At 73.1% G+C, this 13,169-nt stretch carries 13 protein-coding genes; 8 read left to right on the top strand and 5 right to left on the bottom strand.

Features of this window, described 5'->3' with window-relative positions; genetic code table 11:
* Positions 1-75: 75 nt before the first annotated feature.
* Together ME121_RS10130 and ME121_RS10125 are read right to left on the bottom strand one after the other, a co-directional pair.
* A complete protein-coding gene (locus ME121_RS10130; protein ID WP_024827339.1) occupies positions 76-1,398 on the bottom strand; it encodes a TAXI family TRAP transporter solute-binding subunit in 1,323 nt (440 codons plus the stop codon).
* Positions 1,399-1,485: 87 nt separating this feature from the next.
* A complete protein-coding gene (locus ME121_RS10125; RefSeq protein ID WP_342586388.1) occupies positions 1,486-2,022 on the bottom strand; it encodes a PAS domain-containing protein in 537 nt (178 codons plus the stop codon).
* A 358-nt stretch (positions 2,023-2,380) separates the two neighbouring features.
* Here ME121_RS10125 and ME121_RS10120 point away from each other — a divergent pair, with 358 nt between their 5' ends.
* Positions 2,381-2,620, top strand: coding sequence for a type II toxin-antitoxin system Phd/YefM family antitoxin (locus ME121_RS10120; protein WP_012329619.1), 240 nt, complete (start codon positions 2,381-2,383; stop codon positions 2,618-2,620).
* A gap of 4 nt (positions 2,621-2,624) precedes the next feature.
* Positions 2,625-3,071: a type II toxin-antitoxin system VapC family toxin gene (locus ME121_RS10115; protein ID WP_043074741.1), complete on the top strand. Its 447-nt coding sequence runs from the start codon at positions 2,625-2,627 to the stop codon at positions 3,069-3,071.
* A gap of 45 nt (positions 3,072-3,116) precedes the next feature.
* Here ME121_RS10115 and ME121_RS10110 read toward each other — a convergent pair whose 3' ends face one another.
* The gene (locus tag ME121_RS10110; RefSeq protein WP_012329621.1) at positions 3,117-3,728 is read right to left on the bottom strand and encodes a TetR/AcrR family transcriptional regulator; all 612 of its coding nucleotides are present in this window, start codon (positions 3,726-3,728) and stop codon (positions 3,117-3,119) included.
* Between the two features lie 293 nt (positions 3,729-4,021).
* Between ME121_RS10110 and ME121_RS10105 the strand changes: the two genes are divergently transcribed.
* A complete protein-coding gene (locus tag ME121_RS10105; protein ID WP_043074743.1) occupies positions 4,022-5,107 on the top strand; it encodes an alpha/beta hydrolase family protein in 1,086 nt (361 codons plus the stop codon).
* Between the two features lie 72 nt (positions 5,108-5,179).
* Here ME121_RS10105 and ME121_RS10100 read toward each other — a convergent pair whose 3' ends face one another.
* Positions 5,180-5,743, bottom strand: coding sequence for a TetR/AcrR family transcriptional regulator (locus tag ME121_RS10100; RefSeq protein ID WP_012329623.1), 564 nt, complete (start codon positions 5,741-5,743; stop codon positions 5,180-5,182).
* Between the two features lie 102 nt (positions 5,744-5,845).
* Here ME121_RS10100 and ME121_RS10095 point away from each other — a divergent pair, with 102 nt between their 5' ends.
* The 3 genes from ME121_RS10095 (at position 5,846) to ME121_RS10085 (ending at position 9,705) form a co-directional block, all read left to right on the top strand.
* Entirely contained in the window at positions 5,846-7,051 is a 1,206-nt protein-coding gene (locus ME121_RS10095; RefSeq protein WP_012329624.1) for an MFS transporter, read from the top strand.
* Positions 7,052-7,284: 233 nt separating this feature from the next.
* Positions 7,285-8,415 carry an epoxide hydrolase family protein gene (locus ME121_RS10090; RefSeq protein WP_012329625.1) on the top strand — a complete coding sequence of 377 codons (1,131 nt, stop codon included), beginning with the start codon at positions 7,285-7,287 and terminating at the stop codon, positions 8,413-8,415.
* Positions 8,416-8,499: 84 nt separating this feature from the next.
* A complete protein-coding gene (locus ME121_RS10085; protein WP_012329626.1) occupies positions 8,500-9,705 on the top strand; it encodes an L-dopachrome tautomerase-related protein in 1,206 nt (401 codons plus the stop codon).
* Positions 9,706-9,877: 172 nt separating this feature from the next.
* Here ME121_RS10085 and ME121_RS10080 read toward each other — a convergent pair whose 3' ends face one another.
* Positions 9,878-10,783, bottom strand: coding sequence for an MBL fold metallo-hydrolase (locus ME121_RS10080; RefSeq protein ID WP_059408783.1), 906 nt, complete (start codon positions 10,781-10,783; stop codon positions 9,878-9,880).
* 177 nt (positions 10,784-10,960) lie between these two features.
* Between ME121_RS10080 and ME121_RS10075 the strand changes: the two genes are divergently transcribed.
* A complete protein-coding gene (locus ME121_RS10075) occupies positions 10,961-12,292 on the top strand; it encodes a sensor histidine kinase (protein WP_059408782.1) in 1,332 nt (443 codons plus the stop codon).
* Between the two features lie 6 nt (positions 12,293-12,298).
* Positions 12,299-12,958 carry a response regulator transcription factor gene (locus ME121_RS10070; protein WP_059408781.1) on the top strand — a complete coding sequence of 220 codons (660 nt, stop codon included), beginning with the start codon at positions 12,299-12,301 and terminating at the stop codon, positions 12,956-12,958.
* The last annotated feature ends 211 nt before the right edge of the window (positions 12,959-13,169 follow it).

The raw sequence follows: 13,169 nt of genomic DNA, 5'->3' as shown, positions 1-13,169 counted from the left end.
GACCGCGATCGGGCGCGCTCGCCGGGCCCGGACCGGGATCGGCCGCCGACGGGCCGGGCGCCCGGATCGCCTGGACTACGACGTCCGTCGCGCCGCATGCCGCCGGCGCTGGACGGCCTCGCGGACATGGGTGACGAGCAGGGCGACGAGGCGGATCTCGATGCTCTCCGTCCGCCGGTGGGCCTCGATCCGGATCGTCTCCGCCGCGAGCGCGTCGGCCTCCCGTTCCAGCTGATCGAGCTCGACCGGGTCGGCACTCGAGACGGACAGCCAGATCTCCAAGAGGCGCATGACCCGGGTGGGCGGCTGCCGCGGCCGGAAGCGCCGATACAGGCCGATGCCCGCCGCGCCGAGCGAGGCCGCCGCGCTGATCATGAGCCCGACCCAGTAGGCCGCGTTCTGCGCCTGATCGCTCAGGCTGGGCTGGTTCCCGGTCAGGTACGCCGTGGCACCCGGATGGATCGGCAGCGCCTGGACCTTGTCGTCGGTGTCGGGGGCCTCGATGCCGGCCAGATCGTCGTCGAGCGCGACGAGCCGCGGCTTGCCGGTGAGAACCTCGCGCGTGATCTCGCCCGCGAGCCAGTCCGGCATGGCGCCGCGGGCCACGAGCCGGTGGCTGACGGACAGCGTGGTGATGTCGTCGCCCGGCTCCGGCAGCGAGCCGAGGAAGGCGCCCTTGGGCACGTCGATCGTGTCGAGCACGGGGTGCTCCTTGGCGATCGCCGCCGCCTCGTCGACCTCGAACAGCTTCACCGCCCCGGAGCCTTTGCGCAGCGCCGTGAACAGCGGCAGCCACAGCGCGCTGCCGACCGGGGCGACCACGAACACCGAACCGATCTGGCGGCCGCGGGCGGCCTCTGTCAGCTGGTCGATCGTCAGGATCCTGCGATGCACGCTGCTCGGCGGGATGCCGAAATGCGTCAGGATCAGGTCGAGCAGGCGCGGGTCGAGCTTCCGCCCGTCGAGGAGCCCGACTGTGCTGCCCCGCAGCTTGGCCACGCTGTCGACGGCGCTGCCCCCGGGCGCGAGGAAGACCACCGCGTCGCGGCGCAGGATGACCAGGGTCTGCCCATCCTTCGGTGCGGCGTCGCTGCGCACCAGGGCGAGCTGGGTCTCGCCCCTGTCCAGGGCCGCCGACGCCCCGAGGCGATCCGGCTCGAAGATCGTCCGGATGCGCAGCCGCGGATGCTGCGTCTCGAAGAGCTGCGTCAGGGCCTGTGCGGCCTCCCGGTCCTCGGTGCTGGTCTTGGCGACCGCGATGTCCAGGGAGAGCAGGCCGAGGAGGAGATGGACGAGCAGGGCGACGATGGCGGCCCCGGCCATGACCCCGAGGACGATGACAGTCGTTCTGGAACGCCGGATCATCCGTGCCGCGCTGATCTGCAGATCCGCCAGCATAGCGCGATCGCGCGGCCCGGTCTCCCGCCCACCGACAGCATCCGGCGACGTCCCAACCGCGATGACTCGGGCGACGGTGCATCGCGATCAGTTCATGTGGCGGTGCCGGTCCCGAACCTCCTGGAGGGCGAGCTTGCGGCCCAGCGTCCTCAGCAGCGCTTCGGCCTGCACCTTCAACTCCGGGTCCCGCAGCGCGCTGATCGCGTACATCGCCGCGATGGCGTGATCTGCCGCCACTTCGAGGGGCGACGTCTCCAGCAGCGGCGCCGCCGCGTCGGCCAGGTCCTCGAACATCCGCATCCGCGTGATGTCCAGGAGGATGCCGCTGCCGCTCCGAGGCCGTCCGGCATGATCGCCGATGAAGCGGCCGCGCACCAGCACCCAGCGCGTCTCACCGTCCGCCGAGGTCACCCGATGCTCGGCGAGGTACGGTGTCCCCTCGCGCGCGCTGCGCCTTATCAGATCCTCGATCCGCGCGCGGTCGTCCGCGTGGATGCTGTCGAAGTAGCGGCCGAGCGGGACACCCTCCTCGGCCTCGATCGGATCGACGTTGTGCACCAGGGCGACGGAGGCGTCGGCGCGCACCCGATCGAGGCCCGCGTCCCATTCCCAACGGCCGACCACGTCGAGCGCATCGCGTGCGGACTGGAAGGTTTCCGAGGTTGTTTGCCCGTCCAGGGGCTTAAAAGCTGCCACCCGAGCACCCGTCTTCTGTGATCCGTAACATAGGTTGGTCCGAAAACTCTGCAACCGCAAGGGGCATATAGCGTCTATCAATCAACTGTGGCGTGCCAGACACTGTGAGCCCGCCGCACCGTCGGGAGGTGTGTCGGGTATCGCCCCGTCCCGGCGCCCAGAGACCCGGCACCCAGAGACCCGGCGGGTCGCCGGGGTGGCACCCTCCGCGCCGGCGGCGCGCGCGACGCCCTTGCCGATCCTGCCCCAAGCCCCCATTATGACCACAGTGGTCACGGAGGTCGCCATGCAGGAGATCCAGCTTCGCGACGCCAAGGCGACGCTGTCGGCCGTCATCGATCAGGCCAAGCAGGGCGCGCCCTCGATCATCACGCGCCACGGCCGGCCCGAGGCGGTGCTGCTCAGCTTCGAGGAGTGGCAGCGGCTGTCCCGCGTCCCGTCGTTCGGCCGCCTGCTCATGGCCGCGCCCGTCGCGGCGGACGACCTCCCCTCCCCGTCCGGCGGGCTCAGAAGCGCCGAGCTGTGACGCCGTGTACCTCGTCGACACCAATGTCCTCTCGGCCGGCGCGCCGACCAAGGCCGTCCCGGCCGTCGACCTGATCGACTGGATGGACCGGAACAGCGCCGGGCTCCACCTCTCCGTCGTCACGATCGCCGAGATCGAGGACGGCATCGCGAAGAGCCGCAGGGAGGGTGCCGCGCGCAAGGCCGAGCGCCTCGCGGCGTGGCTGGAGACCCTGCTGCACCTGTACGCCGCCAAGGTTCTCCCGATCGACCTCGCCGTCGCGCGGCACATCGGCGGATTGTCCGATCTGGCGCGCGGTCAGGGGCACGCGCCCGGCTTCGCGGATCTCGCGATCGCCGCCACGGCGCGCTGCAACGGCTGGATGATCCTCACTCGGAATGTGCGGCACTTCGCGCCGCTGGGCGTTCCCGCGTGCGATCCCTTCGTGGCGCTGCCGGCCGATGGGCCGTGACTGCCCCGCGCGCGTCACCGCGGGGCGGCGCCGATCGAGCGCGCGCTAACGGGACGGCGCGCAGAACTCGGCCGCAAGGCCGGCGAAGGCGGCCCGCAGGAAGGCGTCCACCGGCCGGTCCCCGCCCGCCTGGATCCAGGCCTCGATCGCCAAGCGCATCGCACCGAGCGACGCCATGGCGACGAGGCGCAGCGAGGCGCTGCGGGCCGGATCCCCCCAGCGCTCGATCAGTGCGGCGTGCAGGGCCTGCTCGTGCAGGCCGTAGGCCGCCTGCTTGCGGGCCTTCAGGGTCTCGCTGGATCGCATGACCCGGTCGATGCTGATGAACTCCTGGGTCCGGAATCCCGTCGACAGCGTCAGCAGGGCGTCGCGGACGACCTCGACCGGAACCTTGCCCTCCGGCTGGGCCAGGACGGCCCTGCGCAGGGCCGCGCCGAAGCCCCGCATCTGCCAATCCAGCAGAATCTCTTCTTTCGACTTGAAGTAGTAGAAGAAGGTTCGACGCGAGATGCCGGCGGCCTCGGCGATCGCGTCCAGAGTCGTGGCCTCGTAGCCGTGCTGGCTGAACAACCGCAGGCCGGTCTCGGCGATCCGTTCCAGTGTCTCCTGCCGCTTTCGCGCGCGCAGGCTGCCGGGCTTCGGTGGCGGGATCCCCATGCCGGCGTTGTCGCATGCGATTCCGCACTTGCAAAGTTGCACGCAGTGCAATTATATTTTCGCACCGAGTGCAAATTTCTGGAACGGTATCGGGACGCGGTGCCGGTTTCCGGTCGCGTGCTCGCTCGCCCGCCGAGTCCGGCAGGCTCGGTCGCCGTCGGGACGCGCGTCCCGACGGCCGAACTCTCGCCGGCGCGCCCAGCGGCGGGCGCGCGTCGTGGTCGCGCTGTGACCGGCGACGCGCAGCGCCGCGGGTCGTCCCGTCCCGCCTCCTCTCGCGAAAGCCCTGCCCCATGCTCGATTGCTCCAGTCCGACAGCGGCGCGGCCGACGCCCAGCCGGCGGCAGGTCGGCGCCCTGCTGCTGGGAACCCTGGCCGCGGGACTGACGCGCCCGGCCGCGGCGCAGCCTGTCGTGGAGGACGTCCGGATCGCCGATTTCGACTGGGTCGACGGCGCGCGTCAGCGGCCCGTGCCGGCACGCCTCTACTGGCCGAACACGTCGTCGCTCAGAAGGCGCGTTCCGCTCGTCGTGTTCTCGCACGGTCTCGGGCAGTCCCGGACCGGCTACAGCTATCTCGGTCGGCACTGGGCGTCCCACGGGGTCGCGAGCCTGCACCTGCAGCACGTCGGCAGCGACACGTCCGTCTGGACCGGCAATCCCCTGGCCCTGCTTGACCGGATCGAGCGGGCGGCGCAGGAACAGGAGGCGATCGCGCGGGCGCGCGACCTGCGCTTCGCCCTGGACCGCATCCTCGTTCAGGACGGGGGCGCTTTCGGAGACCGGATCGACCCGCGCCGGATCGTTGCGGCCGGCCATTCCTACGGTGCCAACACGACGCTGATCGCGGCGGGCGCGCGCGTCATCCGCGACGGACGCCCCCTTCAGGCGCGGGACCCGCGGATCGCGGCCGGCATCGTGATCTCGGCGCCGCCCTTCTACGGCGAGCGCGACCTGCGGGCCGTCCTGGGCGCGGTGGAGATCCCGACCCTGCACGTCACGGCGACCGAGGACGTCATCCAGCTGCCCGGGCGGACCTCGCCGTTCAGCGATCGCCTCGCCGTGTACGAGGCGATCGCGACGCCCCGGAAGGCGCTGGCGGTCTTCCGGGGCGGCTCGCACAGCATCTTCACCGACCGTCCCCTGACCGGCGGTCTGAACCTGAACCCGCAGGTGAAGGAGGCGACCGCCACCGGGGCGCTGGCCTTCCTCGACCTCGCGTTCGGCGGCGATCCGGAGCCGCTGCGCGCGTGGTCCTCGACCTGGAAGCCGATCCTCGCCGTCGCGCCCGCGGGCTTCGCGCGCGCGTCGCTGGCGCAACCCGCCGTGTCGTCCCGCGAGAGGGACCGCGCGCGCGCGCACCCTGTGCAACCGCTCTGACACGCCGGTCATCGCGCCCCATCGGAGCCGAACCTGCCAGCCCGGTCTCACCGTCGATGTCGGCGCTCCGGGTCAGGTCGCTTCGCGCGACGTGAGGGTGCGCTCGACCAGTGCGCGGATCCGCTCCCGGTTCGGCGCGGTCCCGAACAGGATCCGGTAGAGGATCGGCGAGACGACCCCGTCCAGCACCGCCTCGGGATCCGGGAAGGCCTCGCCGCGGGCCAGGGCCCGATCCGCGATGATCGCGATCTGATCGCGCGTGAAGCTGCAGCATCGCTGGGCACAGTTCGCGTCCGACGCCGCCAGAACGTCCCGGATCATCGCCCGCCCCGGCGCGGACGACATCTCGTCCGCGTACTGTTCCGCCCAGGCCTCGAGATCGGTCCGGCCGTTGCCGGTATCGGCCGGCTCGGCGTCGGGACGCAGCCGCTCGACTGCGACGTCGGCGAAGAGTTCGGCGAGCGTGCCCCACCGCCGGTAGATCGTCGACGGCGTCACGCCCGCCGCGGCGGCCACCAGGGGCACCGTGATCTCCGAACGGTCCGTCCGGGTCAGGAGTTCGCGCACGGCCGCCTGAACCGAGGTCTGCACCCGCGCGCTGCGCCCGCCCGGACGCGGCCCTTGCCTCGTCGTCATCCTGCACTCTGCCGTCGGCGGCGCCACAAACGCAAAAGAGTTGCGTTTGTGGCGCGGAGGGACTACGCATCAAACGCAACGGATTAGCCTTTAGGGTCGTCAATGACCAGGGTCGGCAACCTGAAAGTTGTGGCTGTCGCGGGCGGCGGCACGCTGTTCTTCCACGCGGCGGTGCTCGGCACCTTCCTCGCCGCGTCCGCCGCGCCGACGCCGCTGTACCGTTTCTATCAGGAGACCTACGCGCTCTCCCCCGTGCTCACGACCGCGGTGTTCGCGGTCTACGCGCTGGCCCTCCTCAAGGCGCTTCTCGTCGCCGGGTCGATCTCGGACCACCTGGGTCGACGGCCGGTGATCTGCGGCGCGCTGCTCCTCGAACTCGTGGCGATGGTCCTGTTCACGACGGCCCACGGGGCGTGGGGTCTCATCGCGGCGCGCTTCGTCCAGGGCGTGGCCACCGGCATCGCGGCGAGTTCCCTGGGCGCCGCGCTGGTCGACGTCGACCGGGGGCGGGCCCAGCTCGTGAACGCGATCATGCCGCTGATCGGGATGGCGGTGGGCGCGCTCGGGACCAGCGCGCTCGTGCAGTACGGCCCGCATCCGCTCCGTCTCGTCTACGCGATCCTGGGGGCGGTGTTCGTCGCGCAGGCCGCCCTCCTCTGGCTGACGCCCGAGACCGGGGAGCGCCGCACGGGAGCGCTGCGGGCCCTGAGGCCCCGCGTCGTGGTCCCGCCGCAGGCCAGACGGCCGCTGGCCGCGATCACGCCGACCAACATCGCGACCTGGATGCTCGGCGGCTTCTACCTCTCCATCGTCCCCTCGCTGGTGGTCGCCGCGACGGGCAGCCGGACACCGTTGACGAGCGGCGTCATGGTCGCGGCCCTGATGGTCGCGGGCGCCTGCGCGGTCGTCCAGCGGCGCGGCGGGGACGCGGCAGCCAACCTGACGATCGGGACGCTGGCCATGACGACCGGTCTCGTCATCGTGCTCGCCGGCATGCACGGCGGGAGCGTGCCGGTCCTGATCGGCGGGACGTTGGTCGGCGGCGCCGGCTTCGGGACGAGCTTCCTCGGTGCCCTCGGGACGATCGTTCCGCTGGCGAAGCCGGGCGAGCGGGCGGGGCTTCTCTCGACCTACTATGTCGAGAGCTACCTGGCCTTCAGCCTGCCGGTGATCTGTGCCGGATATCTGGTGCGCCGGATCGGCTACGTGACCACCGCCGACATCTACGCGGCCGCCATCGTCGCCATGAGCGCGGCCGGGTTCCTGGCACGGCGGGCGATGGCGGCGCGGCGCGTCCTGCCCGGCTGATGCACGGTGCCGTGGCCGAGACGGTCCCCGGCCGCATTCCGCGCCCGCTTCAACGGCTGCCCGACACGCGCGAGCGCCGAGGGCGGCGCCGCGCGGGCAGCGGTTGTCGTGCCGACGGAGGCGAGACCGGCGGGACGGTCTCGGCCCAGCCGCGTTGAGGCAGGTCAGCGGCGCGCGCGAGGGACACCTGGCTTCCGCGCGCTCCCGGGACGCGGATCCGAGCGGAGGCATGCATGCGAGACTTCACGGTCGTCTGGGACGCGGCGCGGCTGGCCTGGGTGCGGGAGCGCGTGCGGGCCTACCGCATGCCGCGCCTGCCGACGGGGGCCGGCTGGCGCTACGGCTGCGATCCGGACGTCCTGGCCGCCCTGTGCGCCCACTGGCTCGACGGCTTCGACGAGGCCGCCGCCGCGGCCGAGCTCAACCGCTTCCCGCAGATCCTGGCCCGCGTCGAGGATCTCGACCTGCACGCGGTCCACGTCGTCGGTGAGGCGGAGGGCCGGCGCCCGCTGCTGCTGATCCACGGCTGGCCGGGCTCGATCTACGAGTTCTGGTCGGTGATCGAGCCCCTGGCCTTCCCGTCGCGCCACGGCGGGCGGCCGGAGGACGCGTTCGACCTCGTGATCCCGGCGCTGCCCGGCTTCGGCTTCTCGGGCAAACCCGCCGCGCCGATCGGGGCGCGCACCGCGGCGCGGCTGTTCGACCGCCTGATGCGCGAGGCGTTGGGCTACCCGCGCTACCGGGTGCAGGGCGGCGACTGGGGCGCCGGGGTCGCGGCCTGGCTCGGCCTCGACCACGCCGACGCGCTGGAGGCGATCCACCTGAACTACCTGCTGGTGCAGCCCGACGCCGAGCCGGAGAGCGCGGCGGAGCGGGCCTGGCAGAAGCAGGCCGCGGCCACCCAGCAGGCCCTCGGGGCCTACGCGCAGCTCCAGGGCACCAAGCCCCTGTCCCTGGGCTACGCCATGGCGGACGAGCCGGTGGCGCAGCTGGCCTGGCTGGTCGAGCGCTTCCACGACTGGGCCGACCTGCGGGAGCGGCCCTTCGCGCAGGTGTTCTCGAACGATCAGCTCCTGACCAACGCCCTGCTCTACATCCTGACCGATTCCTTCGCGACGGCGACGTGGTTCTACGCCGGCGCGCAGCTTGAGGGCGTGCGCCGGATGCCGCCGGGCCGGCGCGTCACGGTGCCGACGGCCTTCGCGGCCTACCCGGATCCGCGCACGCCCGCGCCGCCGCGGGACTGGCTCGAGCGCGGCTACGCGGTCTCGCGCTGGCGGACGATGCCGCGCGGCGGGCACTTCGCCGCCATGGAGGCTCCGGACCTGTTCGTCCAGGACCTGCGGGACTGGGGCCGCGGCTGACGGAGTCATCCCGCCGCACCCCGGACCCGGCCGCGCTCTGGGGCGTTGGCCGGGGATATCCCCCATCCTCGTGGAGTGCGCGCTATGAAGCTTGCAGGAGGCGTTCGCGCCGGGCTGGCCGTGTCGTTGATGTCCGGCGCGGCCGTGCTGGCAGGTCCCGCCGCGGCTCAGGACGCGAAGCCCGCGCCCGCGGCACTCACGAAGGTGGCGGGCTTCGCCCATCAGGTCACGGGTATCACCGTCAGCCGCGACGGGCGCATGTTCGTCAACTTCCCCCGCTGGAGCGAGGACGCGCCCGTCTCGGTGGCCGAGGTGAAGGACGGCACGCCTGTCCCCTATCCGGACGCGGAGTGGAATAGCTGGCGCAACGCCAAGAAGGACGAGGTCGACCCGAAGACCCACTTCGTCTGCGTGCAGAGCGTCGTGGCCGACGGTCAGGACCGTCTCTGGGTGGTCGACGCGGCCGCGCCCGCCATGGCGCACGTGGTCAAGGACGGCCCCAAGCTCGTCGGCATCGACCTGAAGACCAACCGGGTCGTGAAGACCATCCCGTTCGACACCAGCACGGTGCTGCAGGCCTCCTACATCAACGACGTGCGGATCGCGCCCGACGGCAAGACCGCCTACCTGACCGATTCCGGCGCCGAGGGGGCGCTGATCGTGGTGGATCTCGACAGCGGGTCCGCCAAGCGCGTGCTGTCCGGGCATGCCTCGACCATGCCGGACAAGAGCGTGACCGTGCAGTACGACGGCAAGCCGCTGCGCCGCCCGGACGGCCGCGGCGTCGAGTTCTCGGCCGACGGCATCGCCCTCTCGCCGGACGGGAAGACCCTGTACTGGCAGGCCATCAAGGGCAAGACGCTCTACAGCCTGCCGACCGACGCCCTCACCGGCTGGGCGACCGCCTCCTTCGTGCCCGAGACGCTCAGCGACAGGACGCTGGAATCGAAGATCGTGACGGTCGGCGAGAACGGCCCCGCCGACGGCCTGCTGATCGCCCGCAAGGACGGCCGGATGTACGTGACCTCGCCGCAGGACAACGCCGTGAAGGTCCGCGACCTGACCGGCAAGGGGAGCGGCCTCACGACCCTGGTGCAGGACCCGCAGCTGCGGTGGCCGGACACGTTCAGCGAGGGACCGGACGGCACGATCTACGTGACGACGTCGCACATCCAGGACTCGGCCGACTACAAGCCGGGCGCGCCGATCAGCCTTCCCACGGAACTCTGGGCGATCCGGTCGGGACCGGGCGACGTCACCGGGTCCACGGCGCCCGGGACGGCTCGCTGAGGACCGCTGCGGCCGCGCCCCGTCGTCCCGACGCGGGCCCCCCTCGCCCGGTCAGGTCGGCGGAGGCCGTGCTCGTGCTGCCGGGGGCATCGGCCTCGCCCGAGCCCCCGCGACGCGCCGGGCGGGGCCCGACCCGCCACCGCGCCCGCTGCGGCGCCGCGCCTCGGGACCTCTAGACCAGCGCGTATCCGGCATCGGTCCGCTCGATCCGCCCCCGGGCGGAGAGATGCATCCCGGTCACGCTCAGGCCCTCCGTCGCCGCGCGATCGAGGACGCGCCGGCGGGTCGCGATCGCCTCCGCCGGGTCGGTGTCCCAGATCACCGTCCAATCCGGGTGCGGCATCTGCAGGAGCCGCGAGTGGACGATGTCGCCCCAGATCAGTAACCGGTCCGCGCCGTCCGCGATCAGCACGCCCATGTGCCCCGGCGTATGGCCGGGTAGCGGCAGCGCGTGGATGCCGGGGGCGAGTTCCGCCTCGCCCGAGACGCGGCGGGTCCGAGCGCGGTAGGCGGCGAGCACGGCCTGCGCCGTCTCGAACATCGGGCGCAGGGCGGCGGGCGCGGAGGCCCGGGCCCCGGCATCGGTCCAGTAGGCGACCTCGCGCGCCTGCACCACGAGCTCGGCGTTCGCGAACCGCGCCAGGCGTTCCGGCGTCAGGAGACCGCCCACGTGGTCGGCGTGGAGGTGGCTCAGCCAGATGGTCTCGACCTGATCGGGCCGCACGCCCTCCGCCGCGAGCGCGGCGGTCACGCGGTCGAAGCCCGGTCCGAAGACGGTGCCGCAGCCCGCATCCAGCAGCCAGTGGCGCGCGCCGCGCCGGATCAGGAAGGCGTTGACCGGCTCCGGCGACGGACCGTCCGCGCTGAGACCGGCCCCCTGCAACAGCGCCCGTCCGGCCGGGCTCTCGGCCGCCGGCATCATGCGCGGCTCCAGCGGAAACAGCCCGTCGCGCAGCGGCGTCACGGTGAGCGCGCCGACCCGATAGGGTCCAGGCGCGGCCGCGGCGGGTTCGCGCAGGCCGAGCGGCAGCAGGGCGGAGGCGGCGAGCAGCCTGCGGCGGGAGAGATGAAGGGCCATGGCGGGCTCCGCGGGAGACGGGACGCCGCCATCCTGCGGTGCGTGTCGGCGTCGGGCCAGGGACGGCCTCCCGCCCGCGACCGGGCATTCTTCCCGCGCTGATCGGCACAGCTTGCGCGCCGGCCCGGTCCCGGTGCCAAATCGGCGCGTCGTCTCGAGCCCGGCCGTTTCGCCCCCATGAGCCTGCCCGCGCATCTCGGCTTACGCCTCCTCGCGGTCGCCATCCTGTGCTTGGCCGGCGCCGTCGCCTGGACCGGCTGCGCGGCACAAGCGAGCCTGCGGCGGGAGGCCGCGATCTCGGCGGACCGGATCGCCGCGCAGCTCGCGCGTCAGCCAGGCCTCGGCAGCGCCGGCCCGGTCGCGATGGCCGCCGCGCCGCCGCAGCCCGCACCGGCGATCCTCACGCTCCTTCCGGGGATCTGCGCCGACATCCAGCTCGGCGTCGAACCGCCCCGGCGGGTCTGCGGCGACTGGGATGGCCTCGATGCCGCGCCCGGGTGGTTTCGGGCGGCGGACGCCGCGGTCGAGCCGACGATCCGCGCCGTCGTCTATCGGGAGCGCGCGATCGGCAGCGTCACGTCCTGGCCCGACCCGACCGCCGCGGCGGCCCGTGTCTGGCAGCGGGTTCGCCTCGCCGGCGGGCTCGCGCTCGCTCTGACGGCGGCGACACTGCTTCTCAACTGGCTCGCCGTCACGCGCCTCGTCGCGCCGGCCCGGCAGATCGTGCACGGGCTGGCGAACGTCGACGCGGCCCGCGCCCGGTCGCCGCTGCCGCGCTTCGCAGCCGCCGAGTTCGACCGGATCGCCCGCGCCTGCGACGATCTCGCCGACCGTCTCGTCCGCGCCGAGGCCGCGCGCGCGGAGCTGATGCAGCGGCTCGTCACGGTGCAGGAAGAGGAGCGGCAGGCGCTCGCGCGGGACCTGCACGACGCCTTCGGCCAGTGCCTCGCAGCCGCGGGCGCGCGGGCGGCCGCGATCGAACTCGCCGCGCCCCACGACCGCGAGGATCTCCGCGCGGACGCGCGCGGCATCGAGGCCGTGATCGCCAGCATGCGGGAGAGCCTGCGCGGGGCGTTGGCGCGCCTCGAACTGCCCGATCTCGCCGAGACCGGGCTGGAGGACGCGCTGCGGGGCCTCGTGGCGGATTGGCGGGGGCAGCTCAGGTCCGGCCCGGCCCTCCATCTCGACGTGGTCGGCGACCTCGCCGACATGCCGGTGACCGTCGCGGCGAGTCTCTACCGCGTCGCGCAGGAGCTCCTGACCAACGCCCTCCGCCACGGGCGTCCGAGCCGGATCTTCCTGCGGGTCGTCCGGGCGGAGACCGGAGCGCGGTCGGTGACGCTCACCCTGGACGACGACGGCAGGGGCGATGTGTCCCGCACGGCGTCCGGGACGGGCCGCGGGCTCGTCGGCATCCGCGCGCGCCTCGCCGCCCTCGGGGGCACCCTCGCGCTGACCGGCACCGGCAACGGGATCCGCGCCTGCGCGACCGTCCCGACCGCGGGCTGAGGCGCCATGGCCGCGTCCATCCTCCTCGTCGACGACCATCCGGTCGTGCGCGAGGGCTACCGCCGCCTGATCGAGCGCCAGCCGGGACTCGCCGTGACGGCGGAGGCGGCGAGCGCGGCGGACGCCTACCGCCAGTACAAGGCACACGGGCCGGATCTCGTGATCCTCGACCTGTCGCTTCCGGGACCGAGCGGCATCGAGGCCATCCGGCACATCCGCCAGTGGGACAGAACGGCCCGCATCCTCGTCTTCAGCATGCGCACCGGGGCCGTCGTCGCGCGCCAAGCCTTCGCCGCCGGGGCGTGTGGCTATGTCAGCAAGGCGAGCCCGCCGCGCGAGTTGCTGGCGGCGGTGACCGCCGTGCTGCGCGGCGAGCGGGCGATGAGCGCCGACATCGCGCGCGCGATCGCCCAGGACGACGTTGCGGGCGGGCGCGCGGCGGTCGACGCGCTGAGCCCGCGGGAAGTCGAGATCCTGAGCCTGACCGCGGCGGGAATGACCGCGCAGGCCGTGGCCGAGGCCCTCTGCGTGAGCCTGAAGACCGTGCACAACAACCTGTCGGGGATCCGCGCCAAGCTCGGTGCCCGCACCGATGCACACCTCGTCTGGATCGCCCTGGGCGCCGGGCTCGTGTCCCCGCCCGAGGCGCCGGCCGGCAGGACGTGACGGGGACCGCGCGCGCGCGCGAACTCCGATCGAGGCCCGCCGCGCCGCAACCGTCGCGGCGCTCGGCGTCGGCGCGCCCTGCGGGCCGGCCTGTCGCTCGACGCCCTGCCCCGCTCCGGATCCTGAGGGCAGCGTCGCCAGCCGCGTGACCGCGCGTGCATTGATCTGACTGAGGGCTGATCCTTCCCGACATCCGTCAGCGGGCGGCGCG

The sequence above is a fragment of the Methylobacterium sp. ME121 genome (assembly GCF_000974725.1).
Lineage (GTDB): Bacteria > Pseudomonadota > Alphaproteobacteria > Rhizobiales > Beijerinckiaceae > Methylobacterium > Methylobacterium radiotolerans.
This window is presented reverse-complemented; position numbering and strand designations above follow the sequence as displayed.

Bases quoted from the DNA above. Each gene is read 5' to 3' on its own strand.
- ME121_RS10130 (WP_024827339.1), bottom strand. From the start codon at position 1,398: ATGCTGGCGGATCTGCAGATCAGCGCGGCACGGATGATCCGGCGTTCC.
- ME121_RS10120 (WP_012329619.1), top strand. From the start codon at position 2,381: ATGCAGGAGATCCAGCTTCGCGACGCCAAGGCGACGCTGTCGGCCGTC.
- ME121_RS10110 (WP_012329621.1), bottom strand. From the start codon at position 3,728: ATGGGGATCCCGCCACCGAAGCCCGGCAGCCTGCGCGCGCGAAAGCGG.
- ME121_RS10105 (WP_043074743.1), top strand. From the start codon at position 4,022: ATGCTCGATTGCTCCAGTCCGACAGCGGCGCGGCCGACGCCCAGCCGG.
- ME121_RS10100 (WP_012329623.1), bottom strand. From the start codon at position 5,743: ATGACGACGAGGCAAGGGCCGCGTCCGGGCGGGCGCAGCGCGCGGGTG.
- ME121_RS10095 (WP_012329624.1), top strand. From the start codon at position 5,846: ATGACCAGGGTCGGCAACCTGAAAGTTGTGGCTGTCGCGGGCGGCGGC.
- ME121_RS10090 (WP_012329625.1), top strand. From the start codon at position 7,285: ATGCGAGACTTCACGGTCGTCTGGGACGCGGCGCGGCTGGCCTGGGTG.
- ME121_RS10085 (WP_012329626.1), top strand. From the start codon at position 8,500: ATGAAGCTTGCAGGAGGCGTTCGCGCCGGGCTGGCCGTGTCGTTGATG.
- ME121_RS10080 (WP_059408783.1), bottom strand. From the start codon at position 10,783: ATGGCCCTTCATCTCTCCCGCCGCAGGCTGCTCGCCGCCTCCGCCCTG.
- ME121_RS10075 (WP_059408782.1), top strand. From the start codon at position 10,961: ATGAGCCTGCCCGCGCATCTCGGCTTACGCCTCCTCGCGGTCGCCATC.
- ME121_RS10070 (WP_059408781.1), top strand. From the start codon at position 12,299: ATGGCCGCGTCCATCCTCCTCGTCGACGACCATCCGGTCGTGCGCGAG.